This is a genomic window from Micromonospora sp. NPDC006431 (assembly GCF_042870725.1).
Lineage (GTDB): Bacteria > Actinomycetota > Actinomycetes > Mycobacteriales > Micromonosporaceae > Micromonospora.
Genome location: NZ_JBIAHQ010000011.1, coordinates 30,401 through 52,035 on the forward strand (window position 1 = coordinate 30,401; position 21,635 = coordinate 52,035).

General features: G+C 74.4%; 16 protein-coding genes and 2 pseudogenes. 6 read left to right on the plus strand and 12 right to left on the minus strand.

What is annotated here, in order from left to right; all coding sequences use genetic code 11:
• Positions 1-87: 87 nt before the first annotated feature.
• The 9 genes and pseudogenes from ACFYM6_RS19865 to ACFYM6_RS19905 all read right to left on the minus strand — a co-directional run.
• Positions 88-999: pseudogene (locus ACFYM6_RS19865) on the minus strand (glycosyltransferase family 9 protein); the annotation flags it as partial.
• Positions 996-1,712, minus strand: coding sequence for an SDR family oxidoreductase (locus tag ACFYM6_RS19870; protein WP_387277421.1), 717 nt, complete (start codon positions 1,710-1,712; stop codon positions 996-998). The gene ACFYM6_RS19870 and the pseudogene ACFYM6_RS19865, both read right to left, overlap by 4 nt.
• Positions 1,709-3,124 (minus strand): PfkB family carbohydrate kinase, encoded by a 1,416-nt coding sequence (locus tag ACFYM6_RS19875; RefSeq protein ID WP_387277423.1) that lies wholly within the window; start codon positions 3,122-3,124, stop codon positions 1,709-1,711. The genes ACFYM6_RS19870 and ACFYM6_RS19875 overlap by 4 nt, the downstream gene beginning before the upstream one ends.
• Complete coding sequence (locus ACFYM6_RS19880) at positions 3,121-3,957, minus strand: SIS domain-containing protein (protein WP_387277425.1); 837 nt, start codon at positions 3,955-3,957, stop codon at positions 3,121-3,123. The genes ACFYM6_RS19875 and ACFYM6_RS19880 overlap by 4 nt, the downstream gene beginning before the upstream one ends.
• Positions 3,957-5,174, minus strand: a complete 1,218-nt coding sequence (locus ACFYM6_RS19885) for a glycosyltransferase (RefSeq protein WP_387277427.1) — start codon at positions 5,172-5,174, stop codon at positions 3,957-3,959. The genes ACFYM6_RS19880 and ACFYM6_RS19885 overlap by 1 nt, the downstream gene beginning before the upstream one ends.
• Positions 5,159-6,133, minus strand: a complete 975-nt coding sequence (locus ACFYM6_RS19890; RefSeq protein WP_387277429.1) for a glycosyltransferase — start codon at positions 6,131-6,133, stop codon at positions 5,159-5,161. The genes ACFYM6_RS19885 and ACFYM6_RS19890 overlap by 16 nt, the downstream gene beginning before the upstream one ends.
• 8 nt (positions 6,134-6,141) lie before the next feature.
• Entirely contained in the window at positions 6,142-7,824 is a 1,683-nt protein-coding gene (locus ACFYM6_RS19895) for an HAD-IIIA family hydrolase (RefSeq protein WP_387277431.1), read from the minus strand.
• Positions 7,821-8,852 (minus strand): glycosyltransferase family 2 protein, encoded by a 1,032-nt coding sequence (locus ACFYM6_RS19900; protein WP_387277433.1) that lies wholly within the window; start codon positions 8,850-8,852, stop codon positions 7,821-7,823. The genes ACFYM6_RS19895 and ACFYM6_RS19900 overlap by 4 nt, the downstream gene beginning before the upstream one ends.
• Positions 8,849-10,501 (minus strand): carbamoyltransferase, encoded by a 1,653-nt coding sequence (locus ACFYM6_RS19905; RefSeq protein WP_387277435.1) that lies wholly within the window; start codon positions 10,499-10,501, stop codon positions 8,849-8,851. The genes ACFYM6_RS19900 and ACFYM6_RS19905 overlap by 4 nt, the downstream gene beginning before the upstream one ends.
• A gap of 219 nt (positions 10,502-10,720) precedes the next feature.
• Here ACFYM6_RS19905 and ACFYM6_RS19910 point away from each other — a divergent pair, with 219 nt between their 5' ends.
• Positions 10,721-11,509, plus strand: a complete 789-nt coding sequence (locus ACFYM6_RS19910) for a YwiC-like family protein (protein ID WP_387277793.1) — start codon at positions 10,721-10,723, stop codon at positions 11,507-11,509.
• A gap of 394 nt (positions 11,510-11,903) precedes the next feature.
• Here the strand turns inward: ACFYM6_RS19910 and ACFYM6_RS19915 are convergent.
• Positions 11,904-12,192: pseudogene (locus ACFYM6_RS19915) on the minus strand (hemin transporter); the annotation flags it as partial.
• Between the two features lie 4 nt (positions 12,193-12,196).
• Here ACFYM6_RS19915 and ACFYM6_RS19920 point away from each other — a divergent pair.
• The 3 genes from ACFYM6_RS19920 to ACFYM6_RS19930 all read left to right on the plus strand — a co-directional run bounded on the left by ACFYM6_RS19920 (position 12,197) and on the right by ACFYM6_RS19930 (position 17,193).
• Entirely contained in the window at positions 12,197-12,337 is a 141-nt protein-coding gene (locus ACFYM6_RS19920) for a hypothetical protein (protein ID WP_387277804.1), read from the plus strand.
• 275 nt (positions 12,338-12,612) lie between these two features.
• Positions 12,613-14,670, plus strand: a complete 2,058-nt coding sequence (locus ACFYM6_RS19925) for a type IIA DNA topoisomerase subunit B (RefSeq protein WP_387277437.1) — start codon at positions 12,613-12,615, stop codon at positions 14,668-14,670.
• Between the two features lie 33 nt (positions 14,671-14,703).
• Positions 14,704-17,193, plus strand: coding sequence for a DNA topoisomerase (ATP-hydrolyzing) subunit A (locus ACFYM6_RS19930; RefSeq protein WP_387277439.1), 2,490 nt, complete (start codon positions 14,704-14,706; stop codon positions 17,191-17,193).
• A gap of 167 nt (positions 17,194-17,360) precedes the next feature.
• Here ACFYM6_RS19930 and ACFYM6_RS19935 read toward each other — a convergent pair whose 3' ends face one another.
• Together ACFYM6_RS19935 and ACFYM6_RS19940 are read right to left on the minus strand one after the other, a co-directional pair.
• Positions 17,361-18,707: a uracil-xanthine permease family protein gene (locus ACFYM6_RS19935; protein WP_387277441.1), complete on the minus strand. Its 1,347-nt coding sequence runs from the start codon at positions 18,705-18,707 to the stop codon at positions 17,361-17,363.
• Positions 18,708-18,851: 144 nt separating this feature from the next.
• A complete protein-coding gene (locus ACFYM6_RS19940) occupies positions 18,852-19,487 on the minus strand; it encodes an alpha-ketoglutarate-dependent dioxygenase AlkB (protein WP_387277443.1) in 636 nt (211 codons plus the stop codon).
• A 241-nt stretch (positions 19,488-19,728) separates the two neighbouring features.
• Between ACFYM6_RS19940 and ACFYM6_RS19945 the strand changes: the two genes are divergently transcribed.
• Both ACFYM6_RS19945 and ACFYM6_RS19950 read left to right on the plus strand, forming a co-directional pair.
• Positions 19,729-20,892 (plus strand): acyltransferase family protein, encoded by a 1,164-nt coding sequence (locus tag ACFYM6_RS19945; protein ID WP_387277444.1) that lies wholly within the window; start codon positions 19,729-19,731, stop codon positions 20,890-20,892.
• Between the two features lie 122 nt (positions 20,893-21,014).
• Positions 21,015-21,518, plus strand: a complete 504-nt coding sequence (locus ACFYM6_RS19950; protein ID WP_387277446.1) for a hypothetical protein — start codon at positions 21,015-21,017, stop codon at positions 21,516-21,518.
• Positions 21,519-21,635: the final 117 nt, after the last annotated feature.

Sequence of the window (21,635 nt, forward strand, 5' to 3'; positions counted from 1 at the left end):
GCCGCACCGGGCCGCCGGTTCGGTCGGCGCGGTTCGGTCCGTCCCGTCCCGGGCGGCCGGGACGAGCCGCCCCACCGCACCGGGAAAGGCCCGTTCGACCCGGTCGACGGCCGCCAGCACCGCGGGCACCGCCAGCTCGGCCAGCGCCGGGTGGAGCCCGTCCCCGGGCGGCCGCGGCCCGGCCCAGAGCGCCTGATGCCACGGCCGGTCCGGCGGCGGGCCCCAGAGCGCGGGCGAAACCGGGCCGAAGAGCAGCACCGACGGGGTGCCGTAGGCGGTGGCCAGGTGGCCGATGCCGGTGTCGCCGGCGAGCACCAGCCGGGCGTGGGCCACCAGGGCGGCCAGCTCGCCGAGGCCGGTCTGCCCGGCCAGCACCGCCTCCGGCGGCAGCGCGGCGCCGCGGGCCACCTCGTCGGCGATGCCCCGCTCACCCGGGCTGCCGGTCACCACCACCCGGTGGCCGCGCGCGGTCAGCTCCCGGGCCACCGCCGCGAAGCGCGCCGGTGGCCAGCGCCGCTCGGCGGCCTTCGCCCCGGGGTGGACGATGCTGACCCCGCTGGGCCGCGCACCGGGTGCGGGGCGGTGCAGCGCCAGGTCCGTCCGGTCGGCCGGGATGCCGTACCAGGCCAGCAGCCGGCACCACCGGTCCACCTCGTGCTCGTCGGCCCGCCACGGTGGACCGTCGTGGTGCCCGGCCTCGGCGTTGGCGAAGGCGAGCAGCCGGCCGGGCCTGACCTCGGCCAGCATCCGGTGCGACTGCGGGCCCCGGCCGTGCAGGTTCACCGCCAGCGTGGCCGTCGGTCCGGACCACCCCAGGTGGCCCAGCCCGTCCGCCTCGACCAGGCGGTCCACCCCATCGACCAGCTCGACCAGCGGCGCCAGCCAGCGCGGCGCGACCAGCGCCAGCTCATCACCGGGGTACGCGGCGCGCAGCGCGCGCAGCGCCGGCACCCCGGTGGCGAGGTCGCCGACGCCGAGCGCGCGGAGCACGAGGATCACGGGTACGAGGACTCCTGCTCGGCGCAGACCACCAGCTCGCGTACCGCGCAGCCCGGCGGCTGGGCGAGGGCGAACAGCACCGCCTCCGCAGTGTCGGCCGGGTCGTTGAGGATCGCGTCCGGGCCGGGCCGGTACTTCTCGTCCCGGTCGTCGAAGAACGCCGTCCGCATGCCACCGGGGATCAGCAGCGTCACGCCGACCGTCCCGGCCAGCTCGGCGGCGAGCGCCCGGGTGAAGCCGACCACCCCGAACTTCGCCGCGCAGTACGCGGTCGCGTCGCTGACCGCCTTGACGCCCAGCGTGGACGCCACGGTGACCACCGTGCCGTGCCCGCGTTCCAGGTACGGCACAGCCGCCCGGACCACCGCGGCGGTGCCGAGCAGGTTGATCGTCACGATCCGGTCCCAGGTGTCGCCCGGCACGTCGGCCAGCCGCCCCGGCACGTCCACGCCGGCGGCCGTCACCACACCGTCGAGCCCGCCGGCCTGCTCGGCGAGCTGGCGGGTGGCCGCCTCCGCGGCGCGGGTGTCGGCGAGGTCGCACTCGACCCAGGGCACCCCGTCGGCGGGCGCCTGCCGGTCCAGCACGTACGGCCGCCCACCGGCCTTGGCGACCGCGGTCACCACCGCCGCGCCCAGGCCGCTCGACCCGCCGGTCACGAGGACCGCCCTGCCGTTGATGCCACTGCCAGCACTCCGCTGACGCTCGCTCATACTGCCGCTCCCTTGACGAGGTGGAGGCCGCGCTGGCGCGCGGCGGAGATGGTGCCCGTGGTGGATCGGCCGGCCAGATAGGGGACGGTGACGACCCGGCCGCCCCAGCGGTGGACCAGATCCGCCTCGGGCAGCTCCGGCCCGCCGTTCCCGGCGTAGTCGCCGCCCTTGACCCAGACGTCGGGCCGCAGCCGGGCCAGCACCCGGTGCGGGGTGGGCTCGTCGAACACCAGCACCGCGTCGACACAGTCCAGGGCGGTCAGCAGCCGGACCCGATCCGCCTCCGGGTTGACCGGGCGCTCCGGCCCCTTCAGCCCGCGTACGCTGCGGTCGGAGTTCAGGCAGACCACCAGGCAGTCGCCGAGACGGCGGGCCGCCTGGAGGGTGGCGACGTGCCCGGCGTGCAGGATGTCGAAGCAGCCGCCGGTGGCGACGACGGTGCCGCCGTCGGCGCGTACCGCAGCCACCAGCTCCTCGGCGGTGCGGGCGGCGGCGGGTGTCGGGGGCTGCGCCGGCTCGCGGTGCAGGCCGGCGGCCCCGCCCGCCGCCACGTACGCCGACGCGGCGGCCACCGCCGCGCCGACCGCCTCGGAGACCAGCGCGCCGTCGCCGAGCGCCAGGGCGGCGGTGGCGGCGAACCGGTCGCCGGCGCCGCAGGTGTCCTCGACCCGGTTCGGAATGGACGGTGGCGGCACGACCAGCGGGGTGCTGCCGGCGTGGCAGAGCGCCGCGCCGTCCGGACCCATGGTCACCGCGACCGCGCCGACCCGCCAGCGGCGTCGCAGCTCGTGCCCGGCCCGGGTCGCGGTGGACAGCGCCGAGCCGGCCCCCGCGTCGCCGGTGAGCTGCCGCAGCTCGGCGAGGTTCGGCGTGGTCAGCCGGGCCCCGGCCACGGCGGCCGGGCCGCGCGGGTGCGGGTCCCACACCACCGGGGCGGACGCCTCGGCGAGCGCGGCGCGCAGCGTCGGCTGCCGGATCAGGCCGCGACCGTAGTCGCTGACCAGGATGGCCCGGGCCTGGGACAGCACCTCCAGCACCGCCTCCGGCGGCTCGCCGGGAGGCTGCGGGCCGCCGCCCCGGTCCAGCCGGAGCAGCGTCTGTCCGCCCGCCCGCAGCCGGATCTTCTCGGCGGTCGCGCCGGGCAGGTGCACCGGATAGACCGCCACCCCCGCTTCGGCCAACAACTCGGCGAGGCGGGCCCCGCCGGCGTCGTCGGCGAGCGCGGTGACCAGCGCGACCTCGGTGTCCTGGGCGGCGGCGAGCAGCGCGGCCAGGCCGGCCCCGCCGGGCCGGTCCACGGCGGTGCGCTCGTCCAGCACCGGTACGGGGGCGTCCGGGCAGACCCGGTTCACCGTGCCCGTCACGTCCCGGTCCAGCAGGGCGTCGCCGACCACGACGAGCGGCCCGCTCACCGCTCCACCCAACCGGTGCCGGTGGTCCCGTTGCGGTGGTGCCCGTTCCGCCCGTGGCCGTCGACGCTGTGGCCCGTGCCGCGGTGTCCGTTGGCGCTCTGCCCGTTGGCGGTGTGTCCGTTGGCGGTGTGCCCGTTCGCGCGTTGCCCGTTGGCGGTGTGTCCGTTCGCGGTGTGCCCGTCGCGGAGGACCGGGACGAGCGGTGGTGCCCACCCGGCGATGCTGTTGCCCCGGGGCGCGGTCACGGTCGTCGTGGGCAGCTGCCGGATCAAGGGGAGGGCCTGGTCGACGTACTCGCAGAGCAGGTGGGTGGCGACCAGGTGCAGCTCCTGCACCACCTGGCTGTCCGGTGACGGAACGGCGAGGACCTCGTGGCAGGCGTCGGCGAGGGGGTTGGGTGTCGGGCCGGTGAAGGCCCAGCAGCGCAGTCCGGTCTCGCGTGCGGCGTGGGCGGCGGTGAGCAGGTTGGTGCTGGTGCCGCTGGTGGACAGGAGCAGGAGGATGTCGTCGGTTCGGCCGTGGGCGCGGACCTGGCGGGCGAAGACCTCGTCGTAGCCGTAGTCGTTGCCGATGGCGGTGAGCGCGGAGGTTTCGGCGTGCAGGGCGATGGCGGACAGGGGTTCCCGGTCGTCGTGGAGCTTGCCGACGAGTTCGGCGGTGAGGTGCTGGGCCTCCGCGGCGCTGCCCCCGTTGCCCGCGACGAGGATCCGTCCGCCCCGGACGAGCGTCCAGGCCAGCTCCGTGCCCCAGTCGGCGAGCCGCTCGGCCTCCCGCCGGAACGGCAGCAGCGCCGCCGCCAGCCCGGACAGGTGCGCGTCGATCATGTCGGTCATCAGGCCACCGCCCGGGCGGGACGGGCGACCGTGGTCACCGTGGCGTAGACCGCGTTGAGTTGTTCGGCGCAGCGCTTCCACGAGTACCGGCTCCGGATCCGGTCCAGCGCCGCCGTGGCGTACGCGAAGCGGCGTACCTTGTCGGTGAGCAGCCGGCGGATCGCGGTGGCCAGCGCGCGGGGGTCGCGAGGCGGCACCAGGTCGCCGGTGAGCCCGTCGACGACGGTGTCGGCGATGCCGCCGACGTTGCTGCCGATCACCGGTACGCCGCAGGCCATCCCCTCCAGCGGGGTGAGCCCGAACGGCTCGTACCAGGGGGTGGCCACCAGCACGTCGGCCGAGCGGTACCAGCCGGCCATCTCCTCCCGGGGCACCCCGCCGACCAGCCGGACCCGGTCGGCGACCCCGCAGGACTCGGCGAGCGCCCGCAGCCGCCGGGCGAAGGCGTCGGCGGGCAGCAACTCGGCCGGCGGGCCGCCGACCACGACGCACTCGGCGTCCGGCACCGCGGGCAGCGCTCGGACCACGTCCAGGAAGCCCTTGCGCTCCACCAGCCGGCCGGCCGTGAGGATGCGAGGCCTGGCCGGGTCGCGCGGCGCGGCCGGGCCGGCCGGGTGGAACACGCGCTGGTTGACGCCGGAGGGGACCAGCGCCATCCGGGACCGGGGTACGCCCATCCGGACCAGCTCGGCCACCTCGTCGCTGCACTGCACGACGACCCGGTCGACGGCCCGCCCGAGCGCCCGTTCGTAGCCGATCCGTCCTGGTGGGCTGGTGTCCCGGGCGCCCTGGTGGCGGCGCTTCACCGTGCCGAGCGCGTGGTACGTGAGCACGGTCGGCACCCCGGTCCGCCGGCCCGCGTGCACGGTGGCCAGTCCGCTCATCCAGAAGTGTGCGTGGGCCACCTCCGGGGTCCAGCCGTCGCGCCGCCAGGTGTCGGCCAGCCAGCTGCCGAACTCGCCCATGTACGGCAGCAGTTCGTCCTTCGGGACCCGCCGTGGCGGCCCGGCCGGCACGTGGCAGACGTGATAGCCGTCCGGGGTGGACACGGCGTCGGGCAGGGTGGGGGAGTCGCGGCGGGTGTAGACGCGGACGTCGTGTCCCTCGCCGGCCAGCGCGGCCGCGAGTTCCGCCACGTGGGTGTTCTGGCCGCCGGCGTCTTCCTCGCCGAGGACGGCGAGCGGGCTGGCGTGCTCCGAGATCATCGCGATGCGCATACTTCCTCCTCCATCAGCCGGTCCCAGTCGGCGAGGAACCGGTCGAGCCCGAAGCGTTCCTTCGTCACCTCGCGCGCCCGCGCCCCGAGCCGGTACGCCGCGTCGCGGTCCTCGGCGAGCCAGCGGGCCGCCTCGACCAGCGTGTCCACCCGGGTGGAGAGCACCCCCGCGTCGGGCGGCACGGCGTCCACGGCTTCGGTGGTGGCCAGTGCCACCACGGGCATGCCCATGGTCATCGCCTCGATCAGGCTGAGTCCGAGGGATGTCCAGCGGCACAGGTGTAGGTATGCCCGTCGTCGGGCGAGTTCGGTGTGCATGGTGTGTTGTGGCACGTCGTCGTGGCTGGTGAGCCGGTCGGGTGGTAGTCCGAGGTGGTCGGCCAGTCCGGTCACGCTCATGCCGTAGACGTCCAGCGGGGCGATGTCGGCGAAGCGGGGGAGCAGGTCGGTGCCGGTGACGCGCCAGCGGCGTACGGGTTCGTTGATGACCACGGCCAGGCGGTTCAGCTCGCCGGTCCATTCGACGGCCGGTGGGAGCACTCCGTGTTCGATGACGGTGGTGCGGGTGGCGCCGTTGTCCCAGAACAGTTCGTTGAAGTGGGTGACGTGGGCGATGATCAGGTCGTCCCGGTCGGCCATCGGGTGGCGGGTGTTCGGCACGTCGCCCTTGGGGGTGTTGTGCTCGACGTAGATCGCGGGCAGGTCGCGGCCGGGGCGGCGGCCCAGCCACTGCTCGGCCAGCTCCAGCTCCTCGGGCCGTTGCAGGACGACCAGGTCGACGTCGGTCTGCCCCAGTTCCTGCGGGGTCACCTCCACGGCATTCGCCGGCCAGGCGTACGTCCGCGCCCGCCCGAGGCCGTACGGGCCGCGGTCGGGAGTGACCGGCACCAGGTAGCGGTGTCGTCCGTGGACGAACGACGTCGTCCAGGAGCCGTGTACGTGCCACAGCAGAACGTTCATGCCTCTCCTCACGATCGGGCTGGTCGGGCGCGGCGGACGGGGCGGTAGTCGGGCGGGTCGAGGAGCCGCACGGCGGCAACCACCTCGGCCGGGTCGACGCCGGCCAGACAGGGGTGCCCGGCGACCGGGCAGACGGCCGCGCGGGTGCTCCGGCAGGCCGCCCCGGCGTCGCCGAGCCGGACGGTCGGGACCCGGTACGGTCCCCACTGTCCGAACGGGACGGTGGGGGCGAAGAGGCTGACCACCGGGGTACCCACGGCCGCGGCGAGGTGGGCCGGCCCGGTGTTGCCGACCACCAGGCAGCGGGCGCCGGCGATGATCCGGACGAGCCCGGTGAGGTCCGTCGCCCCGCCGAGGTCCACGCCGCCGGCGGCGGCGACCCGCGCGGTCAGGTCCCGCTCGTCCGGCCCGCCGGTGACGACGACCCGGCGCCCGTCGGCGACCAGGGCGGCCACGATCTCGGCGCAGCGGTCCGCCGGGCAGGCCCGGGCCGGCACCGACGAGCCGGGGTGCACCACCACGTAGTCGTCGGTCGGTGCAGGGACCGGGTGGTCCGGCGCGGTTTCCGTCCCGGTCGGTGGCTCCAGGTCGTCCCGCAGCCGTAGTCCTGGTTGGTCGTCGGTGGGGAGGGTGTATCCGGCGGCGGCGGCGAGGGAGAGGGCTCGTTCGGGTTCGGGTATGCCGGTGGGGACGTGGTGGCGGATGTCGAGCAGGGTGCCGGGGTAGTCGTCGCTGATGGCGCTGATGCGGGGGATGCCGGCGATGCGTAGGAGCAGGGCGAGGGGTAGGGGGGATTGGTGGAAGGAGGTGAAGATGATTGCTTCGTCGGCGTGGGTGGTGGTGAGTCGGGTGGTGAGGTGGTGCATGTCGTGTGGGTCGACGGGTTGGGGGTTGGCGTCGATCCAGGGCAGTGGCCATTCGATGATTTCGTCGATGCCGGGTAGCAGGTCGGCGGCTGCCCTGCCTTGTGGCCCGCAGAGCAGTACGACGCGGTCGGCGCCGGCCGCGACGGCGCGGATGCCCGGGCCGGTGACCAGCACGTCCCCGGCCGAGTCGCTGCGCACCACGAGGACCGTCCCGGCCCGCCCGGCGCGGGGCGCGACCGGCCGGACCGCCCGCATCCGGCGCAGGATCTCCTCCACCGCGGCGGGCAGGTCCCGGGCCACGGTCGGCGCCTCGGCGACCTCCTCCGGGCGGGTGACCGGGGTGGGGACCAGGATGCCGGTCGCCCCGGCGGCGAGCGCGGCCCTCATGTCCCGGCCGATGTCGCCGACCAGCACGCACCGGGTGGGCGTGGTGCCGAGCGCCCGGGCGGCGGCGTGCACCAGACCCGGCGCCGGCTTGCGGCAGCCGCAGCCGTCGGTGTCGTCGTGCGGGCAGATCTGCCAGTCGTCGAAGGGGCCGAGCAACTCCTCCACCCGGGCGTTGACCCGGCGCAGGTCCTCAACCGTGAAACAGCCCCGGGCCAGGCCGGACTGGTTGCTGACCACGGCCAGACGCAGCCCGGCCGCGCGCAACCGGTCCAGCGCCTCCCGCGCGCCGGGCACCGGGCGGACCTTCTCCGGGTCGCCGTTGTAGGGCACGTCCTCGACGAGCGTGCCGTCCCGATCCAGCAGCACCGCGTCGAACAGGGCGGGACCGGGGGGCGTCTCGGCCGCCCAGTTGCCCGGGGCAAGCGAAGGGAACGTCATCGCCCCGCCTCGGGTCCGTCCGCCGTGACGACCGCCCCGGCGGGCAACGAGCGGGCGTGCCACCAGCCGCGTACCCAGTGGACGACCGCGAGCGGCGGGATGAGCGCGCTGGTCGCCAGCATGGCGACGACCTCGTCGCGGGTGCGCGGGCCGGGCGCGATGCGGACCCGGGCGAAGTCGGCGGTGCCGGCCGCCCAGCCCAGCCCGGCGACGAGGGCGGCCGCTCCGAGGCCGCGCCGCCGGGCGCCGGGACGGGCCACGGCACGCAGCACGGTGGCGGCCAGCGCGACCGCGCCGGCCGTGGCGACCGCGACGTGCCCGGGCCGCCGGCCCGGGGGCAGGTCGAGCGCGGTCCGCCAGTTCGGGCCGTACAACCGGCGCAGCAGCGCGTCGTCGGCGTTGCCGCGCTGGGTGCGCAGGCTCACCCAGCGGCCCTCGGGGCGTACCGGATGGGTGACCCGGCGCTGGCCGCGGACCAGGTCCCAGCCGGCCAGCCGGACCCGGTGGGCCAGTTCGGCGTCCTCCCGGTAGGCCCGGGGGAAGCGCTCGTCGAACCCGCCGACGGCCGCGAGGGCGGCCCGGCGGTAGGCCATGTCCGCGGTGATCCACCTGCCCTCGGCCAGGCCGGCGGTGGCGCGTTCCCAGTCGGTGGGGCGGCGGTCCGCCGGCAGCGGCACGGTCACCACGCCCTGCACCCCGCCGATCCGGCCGGGCACCTCGAGGTCGGCGCGCAGCCGCCGGGCCCAGTCCGGCGCCGGCACCACGTCGTCGTCCAGGAAGACCACCCACTCGCCGCGGGCGGCCCGCCAGCCCAGGTTGCGGGCCGCCGCCGGGCCCGCGCCACGACCGGTCAGCACCTTCGCGTACGCCGCCAGCGCCCCCGGCACGGCCAGTTCCCCGGTCTCGTCGCGCCGGTCGTCGACCAGCAGCAGGTCGGCCCCGGGCAGGTCGCCGAGCTGCCCGGCGAGGGTGTCCAGCAGCACGGCCAGGCTGGGCCGGCCGAGCGTCGGCACCACCACGCTGATCACCGGCCACCGCCCAGCGCCCGGCGGTGCACCGCGAACGGACCGAGGGCGAGCAGGTCCACCGGCGCGGAGCCGAACAGCTCCATCGCCTCCCGTGGGGTGTCCACCATCGGCCGCCCGGCGGTGTTCAGCGAGGTGTTGACCACCACCGGCAGCCCGGTGCGCCGCTCGAACTCGGCCAGCAACTCGGCCACCAGCGGCTCGGTGCCGGCGTGCACGGTCTGCACCCGGGCGGTGCCGTCGACGTGGGTGACCGCCGGGATCCGGTCCCGCCACTGCGCCTTCACCCGGTGCACGAAGAGCATGTACGGGCTGGGGTAGACGCCCTCGAAGAGCTCCGCGAAGCGTTCCGCACGGACCATCGGGGCGATCGGCCGGAACTGTTCCCGGCCCTTGACGTCGTTCATCCGGCGGGTGGTGTCCGGGTCGCCGGGGTGGGCGAGCAGCGACCGGTGGCCCAGCGCCCGCGGGCCGTACTCGCTGCGCCCCTGGTACCAGGCGACGATGCCGTTGTCGGCGAGCACCCGAGCCGCCTCCGCGGCGATCGACGCCGGCCGGCGGTACGGCAGCGCCGCCCGCCGCAGCTCGGCCTCCAGTTCCTCGTCCGACCAGCCGCGGCCCAGGTCCACCCCGGCCATCGGGATGGACCGGTCCCCCATCTCGCCGGCCACGTGCAGGGCCGCGCCCAGCGCGGTGCCCGCGTCGCCGGCCGCCGGCTGCACCCAGACGTCCCGGAACGGCCCCTCGGCGGCGAGCCGGGCGTTGGCCACGCAGTTCAAAGCGACCCCGCCGGCCAGGGCCAGGGTGCCGGCGCCGCCGGTGGTGTCGTACAGCCAGCGGGACAGGTCGAGGACGACCTCCTCCAGCCGGGCCTGCACGCTGGCGGCGAGGTCGGCGTGGTCGTCGGTCATCTCGCCGTCGGCGGTGCGCGCCTTGGCCAGGCCGGCCCAGTCGATCCGCTCGACGTGGAACCCGCCGTCGTCGGTGACCCGGACCAGGTCACGGAGCATGCCCAGATGCGTCGGCCGGCCGTACGAGGCGAGCGCCATCACCTTGTACTCGTCGCTGGAGTGCAGGAAGCCGAGGTGCCGGGTCAGGTCCTCGTACAGCAGGCCGAGCGAGTGTGGAAGTTGCTGCGCGTACAGGGATGACAGCCGTCCGTCGTGGTAGACGCCGGCCAGGTGGCTGGCCACCTCGCCGCGCCCGTCGAGCACCAGCACCGCGGTGTCGTCGCCGGCCGGCGGGGCGGCCAGCCCGGCGGAGGCGGCGTGCGCCACGTGGTGCGGCACGAACCGCACCTTCTCCGGGTCGAGCCCGGGCAGGGCGGCGGCGAGGAACTGCGGGGCCCGCTTGGCGTAGTCGACCCGCAGCCAGTCCCACGGGTCGTCGAGGCCCAACTCGGTCGCGTCGCGGCAGAGTCCGGGGTCGAAGGAGTACGCGACCGTGTCGAGGCTGTCGGCGTCGATCCCGGCGCTGGCCAGACACCAGGCGGCGGACAGCTCGGGCAGCTCCCAGGCGGCGAAGGGCACCGGGCGCTTGCCGTGCTTACGGCGGCTGAACCGCTCCTCTTCGGCGGCGGCCACCACCCTGCCGTCGACCACGAGGGCAGCTGCGGGGTCGTGGAAGATCGCGTTGATTCCGAGGACGCGCATGGGAAGCCCCCTACCCCCGCGAACACTGCCTAACCTGAGATCATCGACTTCTCCCGCGGAGTTCGATGTCACCTGTGGAGTCTCGGATCAGTGACCAAAGTCCCTGGTCGGGGCCGCAGGATGCGACCAAGCTGGGCAAAGAGGTGCGGCCGGCTCCGGTTTAGTGCCAACCTCGTCCGAGTCGACTCCCGGAGGTGACCTTCCGTGTCCACGTCCTCGCTGTCCGCGCCGACCGAGGAGCCCCGCACGCCGGCCCGCGCCGGCACCGGGGCCGCCGGTCGGCAGCGGGGTCGTCGGCACCGCTGGCTGCCGCCGCAGCACGGCGCCTGGGCCATGCTGCTCCTTCCGTACGCCACGGCGGTCTGCGTCACCGGCCTCCGGTGGCCGCATCTGCCGCTGCTCGGCGCCTGGCTGACCGGCTACCTCTTCTCCTACTACGCCCTGCTGGTCGTGAAGACCGGCCGCGCCGACCGGGTACGCCCCCAGCTGCTGCTCTACGGCGCCGCGGCCGCGCTGCTGATCACGCCGGTGCTGTTGGCCCGGCCCGCGGTCCTCGGCTACGCCCCGCTCTACGCCCTGCTCACCGCCGTCAACGTCGGGTACGCCCGGCGGCGTCGCGAACGGGCCCTGCTCAACGATCTCGCCTCGGTGGCGCAGAGCGTGCTCATGGTGTTCGTGGTGGCCACCGTCGCCGGGGTCCCGCCCGCCGGGCTGGCCGGGGTGGCGGGCGCCGTCGCCGCGTATCTGGTCGGCACGGTGCTCTACGTCAAGACGATGATTCGGGAGCGGGAGAGCGTCGGCTACCGGTGGGCGTCCGGGGCGTACCACCTCGCGGCGGCCGTGGTGGCGGTGGCCTACTGGGGCCCGGCGGTGGCGGGGGTCTTCGCGCTGCTGCTGCTCCGCGCGGCGCTGCTGCCGGGCCGGCGGCTGGCCCCGGTCCGGGTCGGGCTGGTCGAGCTGGTCGGCTCGCTGCTGGTGTTCGCCGCCGTGGTCGGGCACTGGGCCTGACGGCCGGCAGGTCGGGCGTCCGCCTGGCGTGCTGCCGACAACTGTGGGTGACACGCCTCCGCGGAAACTCGATATCACCCAGCGTGATCCTGGCGCGTGGTGCCCCCGTGGGCGCTGATCTGGCCACAATCCCCCGACCAGCGAAAATCCGTGCGGTAGCCCCGGTGCCGAAACACCCCCCACCCGGCTTTGCTCTGCAGCCATAGACGCAGCAGCGAACCATGGGTGACTGCTGCCTCCGTGGCTGCAGAGCAAAGGGCGCGGGTCGATGGTCGCGGGAGGCCGGCTGTAGTCACTTATCGTGACCGTGATCACGCCTGTCGGGGCCGGCATGGCGAGGGGCCGATGCCGGGCATCGCCCGGCACCGGCCCCCGGTCTTCGGACCCGTGCGGCTCAGCCGTGCAGCATGCCCGGGCCGAACACCTCGTAGGCGATCCGCTCCGCCGGCACGCCCCGGCGCAGCAGTGCGCCGCGGACCAGGGCCATGAACGGCACCGGCCCGCAGAGATGCACGTACGCCCCGGGGGCCAGCGGAATCCGCGCCGGATCGACGAGCCCGCTGGCGACCTCCGCCTTCAGCCCGGCCAGCTCACCGTCGGCGGCGTCCTCGTACCACAGGCGCACCGACAGGTTCGGCAACTGCTTCTCCGAGGCCGGGCAGTTCGTGGCGCAACGCGTGCGCGGCGTTGACCGTCGGGCTGGTGGTCCGGGCCTTCGAGGGGGACGGCGAGGTGGTCTCCTGCGAGCAGCCGGCCTGCCCGCTGGTCGACGGCTGCCTGGTCAGCCGCGGCGCGCCGCCCGCCCGCAACGCGAGCCTCGGGTCGTAGCTCCCGGGGAGCACCGATCGGTCGGATCGCCATCGGTCGATCGTTCGGGAAGACAGCCGGCAGGTCGAGTGGTTGTGCTGCACGGACGCCTCCTCGCCTCCGGACGCCCATGACCGGGCGGTGGCAGAGACCCCGGACGCGGCCAAACCGGACGCCGCACCCACCCGGTGCCACGGCTCTGTCGGATCGCCGGGCTAGGCTCGCTGCGGCGCGCCGCGCGAGGCGATCAAGCCGGTGAGCGGCACCACACCGCCGAGACCTGGGAGTACGACCAGTTGACCGCACAGCCTGAGACCCTGTACGGGGCCGACGACCTGACGCACCTGGAGGGGCTGGACGCTGTCCGCAAGCGCCCCGGCATGTACATCGGCTCGACCGACAGCCGTGGCGTGGGTCACCTCGTCAACGAGATCCTCGACAACTCCACCGACGAGGGTGTCGCGGGTCACGCCACCAAGGTCGACGTGATCCTGCACGCCGACGGCTCGGTGCAGGTCGACGACGACGGGCGGGGCATCCCCACCGACGTGCACGCCAAGTCCGGCATCTCCGGCGTCGAGCTGGTGCTGACCCGGCTGCACGCGGGCGGCAAGTTCGGCGGCTCGGGCTACAAGACCTCCGGCGGGCTGCACGGCGTGGGCGCCTCCGCGGTCAACGCGCTCTCCCGGCGGTTCGACGTCACGGTCCGCCGCGGTGGCAAAATCCACTCGATGTCGTTCCGGCACGGCGTACCCGGGATCTTCGACGGGGCCGGCCCGGACGCGGCGTTCACGCCCGGCCCCGGCCTGCAGATCGTCGGCGCGATGAAGCGCCGCCAGCCGACCGGCACCTCGATCCGCTGGTGGCACGACCCGCGCTACTTCGAGACCGGCGCGAGGCTGGACACCGAGGCGGTCCGGCTCAAGCTGCGCAACACCGCCTTCCTCGTCCCCGGCGTGGCATACCGGCTGCGCGACGAGACGGGGGAGGAGGTCGTCGAGGAGAGCTTCCACTTCCCCAACGGCCTCACCGACATGGTGGAATACCTCGCCCCGGCCGGCGACCGCCCGGTCTCCGGCACGCTGCTGGTCACCGGCGAGGGGACCTACCGGGAGAACGCCGCCGACGCCAACGGCGTGATGCAGTCCAACGTGCAGCGCCGGGCCGAGGTCGAGGTCGCGTTCCGCTGGGGCACCGGCTACGAGCGCACCGTCGAATGCTTCACCAACACCATCCGCAACGCGCACGGCGGCACCCACCGTAAGGGGTTCGAGCGGGCCCTGGCGCGTACCCTCGCTGAGGCCGCCCGCAACACCCGCGGCCTGCTCAAGCCCAAGGAGGACGCGCCCACCCTGGACGACGTCCTGGAGGGCATGACCGCGGTGGTGCACGTGCGGATCCCGGAGCCGCAGTTCACCTCGCAGACCAAGGACGAGCTCTCCACCGCCGGCATCACCAAAGTGCTGCAGGGCCTGGTCGAGCAGCACCTCAAGGCCTGGCTGGAAGACCGGAAGACCAAGGCCGAGGCCCGGACGGTGCTGCAGAAGATCGTCGACGCGGCGCGGGTGCGGCTCACCCAGAAGCAGCAGAAGGACGCCGCCCGGCGCAAGACCGCGCTGGAGGGCGCGTCGATGCCGGCCAAGCTGGTCGACTGCCGGGCCACCGGGGTGGACCGCAGCGAGCTGTTCATCGTGGAGGGCGACAGCGCCCTCGGCACCAGCCGGATGGCCCGCTCCTCGGAATACCAGGCCCTGCTGCCCATCCGCGGCAAGATCCTCAACGTGCAGAAGGCCAACCTCCAGCAGGTGCTGGACAACGCCGAGTGCGCGGCGATCGTGCAGGTGCTCGGCGCCGGCTCCGGGCGTACCTTCGACCTGTCGGCGATGCGCTACGGCCGGGTCCTCATCATGGCCGACGCGGACGTCGACGGCGCGCACATCCGTACCCTGCTGATCACGCTCTTCGCCCGGTACATGCGGCCGCTGATCGAGGCCGGCCGGCTCTACGCGGCCATGCCGCCCCTGCACAAGATCACCACCAAGGGGCGCAATCCGCAGACCGTCTACACCTACACGCAGGCCGAGATGGAGGCGACGGTCCGCAAGCTGGAGAAGGCCGGCAAGCAGATCGTCACCCCGATCCCGCGCTTCAAGGGCCTCGGCGAGATGGACGCCGACGAGCTCTGGGAGACCACTATGAACCCGGCCACCCGGGCGGTCCGCCGGATCACCCTCGACGACGTCGAGGCCGCCGAGCGGATCCTCGAACTGCTCATGGGGGAGAAGGTCGAACCCCGCCGCAACTGGCTCATCGACTCGGCCGACCGGGTCGACCGCGAAGCCATCGACGCCTGACCACCGGGTTCGTTTCGGAAGGAAAGCTGAACCATGGCACGCCGTAGGGACGACCGCGCCCGCGCCGACCTGTCCGCGTTCGACCAGGCCGGTGCGCGGGTCTTCGACAATCCGCTGGTCACCGAGGTCTCCGACTCCTACCTGGAGTACGCCTTCTCGGTCATCCACTCCCGCGCCCTGCCCGACGCGCGGGACGGCCTCAAGCCGGTGCACCGGCGCATCCTCTGGTCGATGTACGAGCAGGGCCACCGCCCCGACCGGGGGCACGTGAAGTCCGCCCGGATCGTCGGCGACGTGATGGGTAAGTACCACCCGCACGGCGACGCCGCGATCTACGACGCGATGGTCCGCCTCGCCCAGGACTTCTCGCTCAACGTGCCGCTGATCGACGGGCACGGCAACTTCGGCTCGCCGGACGACGGCCCGGCCGCCGCCCGCTACACCGAGGCCCGGATGTCCCGGGAGGCGATGCTGCTCGTCGGCGACCTGGGCGAGGACACGGTCGACGTCGAGCCCAACTACGACGGCTCGCTCACCCAGCCCACCGTGCTGCCGGCAGCTTTCCCCAACCTGCTGGTCAACGGCGCGTCCGGGATCGCGGTCGGCATGGCCACCAACATGATCCCGCACAACCTGAGCGAGGTCGTCCAGGCGGCCCGCTGGCTGATCAACCACCCGGACGCCACGCTGGACAAGCTCATGGAGTTCGTCCCCGGCCCGGACCTGCCGACCGGCGGGCTGCTGCTCGGCCTGGACGAGGTGCGCCGGGCGTACGAGACCGGGCGGGGCGTGGTGCGGATGCGCGGCCGGGTGCAGATCGGCCCGCTGGAGGGCAGCCGCGGCCGGCAGGCCATCACGGTCACCGAGCTGCCCTACGGCGTCGGCGCGGAGAAGGTCATCGCGGCCATCACCAACGAGGTCAACAAGACCAAGCGGCTCGCCGGCATCGCCGACGTCAAGGACCTCACCGACCGGGAGAACGGCACCCGTCTGGTCGTCGAGTGCAAGGTCGGGGTCAACCCGCAGGCGCTGCTCGCTGACCTCTACCGGCTCACCCCGCTGGAGCAGTCCTTCGGCGTGAACAACCTGGTCCTAGTGGACGGCCAGCCGCAGACCCTGGGGCTCAAGGAGCTGCTGGACGTCTTCCTGGCCCACCGGTACGAGGTGGTGACCCGGCGCAGCGCGTACCGCAAGCGCAAGCGCGAGGAGCGGCTGCACCTGGTCGACGGTCTGCTGATCGCCCTGCTCGACATCGACAAGGTGGTCAAGCTGATCCGGGCCAGCGAGGACGCCCAGGCCGCCAAGGACGGCCTGATGCAGAGGTTCAAGCTCTCCGAGATCCAGGCGACCTACATCCTGGACACCCCGCTGCGGCGCCTCACCAAGTACGACCGGCTGGAGTTGGAGGCCGAGCAGGAGAAGCTGCGCGCCGAGATCGCCGAGCTGTCGAAGATCCTCGACGACCCGAAGGTGCTGCGGAAGCTCGTCTCCGACGAGTTGGCCGCCGTGGTCAAGCAGTTCGGCACCGAGCGCCGCACCACCCTGGTCGACGGGGATCTCAAGGAGGTGTTGGCCGCCTCCGTACCGGCCGGGCCGCTGGAGGTCGCCGACGACCCGTGCCAGGTGATCCTTTCCGCCACCGGGCTGGTCGCCCGGACCGCGGCCGAGTCGGAGGAGGCCACCGAGGGGCGCCGACGCAGCGGCCGGGTCAAGCACGACGCGGTACGCGCCGTCGTCTCCTCCACCGCGCGGGGCCGGGTGCTCCTGGTCACCAGCGCCGGGCGGGCCTTCAAGATCGACGTACTGCCGCTGCCGGTGCTGCCCGAGCAGTCCGGCACGGTGTCGCTGCGCGGCGGCATGTCCGCGGCCGAGCTGGCGCCGCTGGAGCCGGGGGAGACTGTGGTGGGGCTGGCGCCGCTCGGCCCGTCCGCCGAGGGGTCGCCCGGCCTGGCGCTGGGTACCCGGCAGGGCGTGATCAAGGTCTGCGCGCCCGAGTGGCCGGTCCGCTCGGACGAGTTCGAGGTGATCTCCCTGCGCGACGGCGACGAGGTGGTCGGGGCGACCTGGCTCACCGACGGCGCCGAGGCGCTGGCGTTCGTCTCCTCGGAGGCGTCACTGCTGCGCTTCGCCGCGTCGCAGGTGCGCCCGCAGGGCATCAAGGGCGGGGGCATGGCCGGCATCAACCTGCCGGCCGGGGCGACGGTCGTCTTCTTCGGCGCGGTCCGCACCGACGATCCGGGGCACGGGGAGCCGATGGTGGTCACCTCGACCGGCGCCACGGTGAAGGTGACGCCGCTCAAGGCGTACCCGGCGAAGGGGCGGGCGACCGGCGGGGTGCGCGCGCAGCGGTTCCTCAAGGGCGAGGTGGACCTGGCGGTGGCCTGGGTCGGTCCGCGTCCGGTCGGCGCGACCGCCACCGGCGATCCGGTGGAACTGCCCCCGGCGGACCCCCGCCGCGACGGTTCCGGCTTCGCGGTCATGCTCGGCCCCACCGTCGTCGGCCACCAGATCGAACGCGACTGACCAGGCGCCCCGGCAGGGCCGGCGGCTCACGCCGCCGGCCCTGCCACCCACCCCCCACCCCCGCCCCCGCATGTTGATCATGGGGTTGGCGGTCGCGAAACGGACATCTCACCCGGCCAACCTCATGATCGCGGGGACGGACCGGGGGAGCGGGGAGGGGGGAGGGATCAGAGTTCGGGTTCGGGGGCGGGGCGGGATTCCGGCGTGGTGCCGCGGAGGCGGGCGATGAGGCGCATGCCGTGGTAGATGACCAGGGCAGCGGCGGTGCCGAGGGCGATGCCGCTGAACGACAGGTCGCCGGCGGTGAGGGTGTAGTTGGCCGCCCCGATGATCACCGCCACGGCGGCGGTCATCAGGTTGACCGGGTCGTGGAAGTCGACCCGGTTCTCGATCCAGATCCGCGCGCCGAGGATGGCGATCAGACCGTAGAGGGCGGTGGTCGCCCCGCCCAGCACCCCGGCCGGCACGGTGAGGATCAGCGCGCCGAACTTCGGGCTCAGCCCGAGCAGCACCGCCGTCACGCCGGCCACCCAGTACGCGGCGGTCGAGTAGACCCGGGTCGCCGCCATCACGCCGATGTTCTCCGCGTACGTGGTGGTGCCGGAGCCACCGCCCGAGCCGGCGAGCACGGTGGCGATGCCGTCACCGAGGAACGCCCGGCCCATGTCCCGGTCGAGGTTGCGGCCGGTCATCGCGGCGACCGCCTTGACGTGCCCGGCGTTCTCCGCGATCAGCACCAGGATCACCGGGATGACCAGCACCACCGCCCGCAGGCTGAAGCTCGGGGCGTGCAACTGCGGCAGCCCCACCCAGGCGGCCTCCTTCAGCCCGGTGACCGCCTTCGGGTCGAGTTCGCCGAGGACCGCGGCGAGCACCCAGCCGACCACCACGCCGAGCAGGATGGAGAGCCGGGCGAGGAAGCCCCGGAAGATCACCGTCGCGACCAGGATCGCGACCAGGGTGACCACCGCGATCAGCGGCTGCGCCTTCACGCCGGTGCCGCTGCCCCCGCCGTCCCAGGCCACCGGGGCCAGGTTGAGCCCGATCAGCGCGACGATGGCGCCGGTGACCACGGGCGGCATGAGCGCGTCGATCCAGCGTGCGCCGGCCCACTGCACCACCAGGCCGACCAGGGCCAGCACCGCGCCGACCACCACGATGCCACCCAGCGCCGCCGGGATGCCGCCGCTGGTCTTCGCGGCCAGCACCGGGGCGATGAACGCGAACGACGAGCCCAGGTACGACGGCAGCCGGTTGCCGGTGATCAGCAGGAACAGCAGCGTGCCGAGCCCGGAGAAGAAGAGCGTGGTGGCCGGCGGGAAGCCGGTGATCAGCGGCACCGTGAAGGTGGCGCCGAACATCGCGACGACGTGCTGCACGCCGACGCCGACGGTACGCGGCCAGGACAGCCGCTCGTCGGGATGCACCACGTCGCCGGGGCGGACGGACCGGCCGTCGCCGTGCAGGTGCCACGGGGACCAGCGGGATCGCGGCTCGGTGGAGGAGTGGGACATGCTGCGCCCTTCGCGTCGTCAGGTGACGGGGGCGTGATCGACCCTGAGGGTCGTTTGTAGCACGTCACGGATCCGCGTCCGGGTGCGGTGGGCCGGATCCGGCGCCGCCGGGGGCGTGCGCCGGCGCGGCCGAGCCGGTCGGGGTCAGGCGACGCCGGCGGGACGGAACTGGACGCTGACTCGGGGGCCGACCGGGCGGGCGGTCTTGGGGACGGCGTGCTCCCAGGTGCGCTGGCACGACCCGCCCATCACGACCAGGTCGCCGTGACCGAGCGGGAAGCGCAGGCTGGCCCCGCCGCCGCGGGGACGCAGCAGCAGCGGGCGCGGGGAGCCGAAGGACACGATGGCCACCATGGTGTCGGTGTGCGCGGAGCGGCCCAGGGTGTCGCCGTGCCAGGCGACGCTGTCCTGGCCGTCGCGGTAGAGGCACATGCCGGCGGTGACGAAGGGCTCGCCCAGTTCGGCCGCGTAGTGCTGGGTGAGCGCCTCGCGGGCCTGGGTGAGCACCGGGTGGGGCAGCGGCCGGCCGGCTGCGTACCAGCAGAGCAGCCGGGGGACGTCGACCTCGGTCTCGTACATGGTGCGGCGCTCGGCCCGCCAGGGCACGTCGCGCAGCAGCGTGTCGAGCACCCCGTCGGAACCCCGCACCCAGCCGGGCAGGTGGTCGACCCACGCGCTGCGGCTCAGCTCGTGCCGGCGCAGCCCGGCGCCGAGCGCGCCCAGGATCGGCCCCTGCTCGGTGAAGTCAAGCATCGAGGGCTGGTACGCGACGTCGGACACGAGGCCGATCCTACCCCTCCGATCGAACAGACGTACGAGCGCTCTGTCCGCGGCTCGCCGGCGTCCCGGTGGCCGGGCGGCCCGACGGCGCGGGAGGCGGTCCGGGGCACCGGCGGGTAGGGTGCCCGGCGGCGGCGTCGCGGTGGAGAGCCGTCCCGGGTGGTCCCGGTGCCGCCCGTCGCCGACCGCCCGAGGAGGAGACGCGCGTGCTGGTGATCCTGCTGACGGTCGGGCTTCCGGCATGACCAGCACACCGACCTCCGTCCGCGCCGTCCGGCTGCCGTCGCTAACCGGGTTGCGGTGGATCGCCGCCCTGCTGGTCTTCGGCTTCCACGCCGGGACCATGCGGATCGTCGCCGAGCCTGGCTACCAGGCCGTGGTGGACTGGCTTTTCGCCCTCGGTCTGTCCGGCGTGGAGTTCTTCTTCATCCTCAGTGGATTCGTGCTGGTCTGGTCGTACCGGGACGGTGAGCCGCGGCGCACCTTCCTGCGCCGCCGGCTGGCCAAGATCTACCCCAACCACCTGGTCACGTTCGTGCTGGCGCTGCTGGTCGCGTTCTGGTTCGCCGACCCGGTCGGCCTCTGGGCCGCCATGGGCAACCTCGCCCTGGTCCAGGCCTGGAATCCCACCCCCGGCTACTTCTACAGCGTCAACACGGTCAGCTGGTCGCTCTCCTGCGAACTCGCCTTCTATCTCTGCCTGCCGTTCGTGCTGCCCTACCTGCGCCGGTCGCGCACCGGGCTGCTCCGGGCGGTGGTGGTCGCGGCACCGCTGCTCATCCTGGCCCTCTGGCCCGGTCAGCTGCTGCTGCCCGAGGAGAACCGGTGGTGGTTCACCCAGGTATTCCCGGTGGCACGGTCGCTGGAGTTCTGGATGGGCGTGGCCGCGGCGGAACTGATGCGCCGGGGCCGCTGGTGTGGCCCGAACCTCACCGTGGCCAGCCTGCTCTTCGTCGCCACCTGGGTGGTCGCCGCGCAGTGGGTCCGCGCGGAGCTCTGGGCGGCCCTGCTCGCGGTCGCGTACCTCCTGGTCATCACCGCCGCGGCCGACGCCGACGTGCACGGCCGGCGCACCCCGTGGGGGTCTCGTCCGATGGTCTGGCTCGGTGAGGTCTCCTTCGCGTTCTACCTGGTGCACGTGCTGGTGATGCAGGCCGTGCTGCGCCTGACCGGGCACTGGGGCGAGGGGCTGCGCGGCTGGTGGGGCCCGCTCGCGGTGCTCGGCTTCCTGCTGGGCAACCTGCTGCTCGCCGCCGCCCTGCACCGCTGGGTGGAGACGCCGATGATGCGCCGGCTGGGACCGCCCCGGCGGGCCCGCGCGCAGGCCGCCCCCGCCGCACCGGTCGAGGTCCGCGTCCCACGGCCCCGGTCGATCGAGTACGCGGGGCGGCGCGACCCGCGCTGAGCGGGCCGCCGGACCACACCCCCGCCGTCGGGCCGGTGTCCACGCTGGCCAATGCGCCTCTGCGGCGGTGCGACACGCCCGGGGACGGTGCGATACGGCCGGTTCGACGGTAATTTGGACCGGTGCTTCCGATCGCGCTCACCTGTCCCGTGTGGTGGGTGGCGCGCTGGACGGCGCGCATGCTGGCCAGCCTGGCCGTGGTCGTCGCCTGCTCGCTCGGCGCAGCCACGTTGCCCCTGGGCCCGGCCGCGGCGGCGCACGCGGCTCCCGCGACGGTCGCCGTCGACACCGCGACCCTACGGGCCGGGCACCTCGGCGGCACCGAGTCCGCCGGCGCAGACCCCACCCTCCGGGCGCTGATCCGCTGGTCCGGCGAGGCCGCCGACGCGGTGGTCCGGGCCGGGACCGGAGCGCCTGGTCCCGCCGCGCGGATCGGGACCGGATCGGCTGCGGCGGCCGGGTGGACGTCGTCCGGCGCCGACGCGGCCGGCGACCGGCAGGCCCTCCTGGCCAGCGCACCGGACTCGTTGGTGCGGGGCGTCGTGGTCGCCCCGGGCGACCGGCACCGCGTCCTGGTCGGGCTGGTCCCGGCGACCGTCGGCTCCCGGGCCCCGCCCGCCCGCTGACGAGCCCGGCGGGCCCGGTCCGCCCACGCCGTACCCGAACCTCACCCCCGCACCGGCCCGGTGGCGGCGCCCGTACCCGGTCGCGTCCCCGCCCCGCCGGCCGTGCGGACCTCTCCA

Excerpts from the sequence above, each read along its gene's own strand:
- ACFYM6_RS19870 (WP_387277421.1), bottom strand. The coding sequence starts at position 1,712 with ATGAGCGAGCGTCAGCGGAGTGCTGGCAGTGGCATCAACGGCAGGGCG.
- ACFYM6_RS19880 (WP_387277425.1), bottom strand. The coding sequence starts at position 3,957 with ATGACCGACATGATCGACGCGCACCTGTCCGGGCTGGCGGCGGCGCTG.
- ACFYM6_RS19885 (WP_387277427.1), bottom strand. The coding sequence starts at position 5,174 with ATGCGCATCGCGATGATCTCGGAGCACGCCAGCCCGCTCGCCGTCCTC.
- ACFYM6_RS19890 (WP_387277429.1), bottom strand. The coding sequence starts at position 6,133 with ATGAACGTTCTGCTGTGGCACGTACACGGCTCCTGGACGACGTCGTTC.
- ACFYM6_RS19895 (WP_387277431.1), bottom strand. The coding sequence starts at position 7,824 with ATGACGTTCCCTTCGCTTGCCCCGGGCAACTGGGCGGCCGAGACGCCC.
- ACFYM6_RS19905 (WP_387277435.1), bottom strand. The coding sequence starts at position 10,501 with ATGCGCGTCCTCGGAATCAACGCGATCTTCCACGACCCCGCAGCTGCC.
- ACFYM6_RS19930 (WP_387277439.1), top strand. The coding sequence starts at position 14,704 with ATGGCACGCCGTAGGGACGACCGCGCCCGCGCCGACCTGTCCGCGTTC.
- ACFYM6_RS19935 (WP_387277441.1), bottom strand. The coding sequence starts at position 18,707 with ATGTCCCACTCCTCCACCGAGCCGCGATCCCGCTGGTCCCCGTGGCAC.
- ACFYM6_RS19945 (WP_387277444.1), top strand. The coding sequence starts at position 19,729 with ATGACCAGCACACCGACCTCCGTCCGCGCCGTCCGGCTGCCGTCGCTA.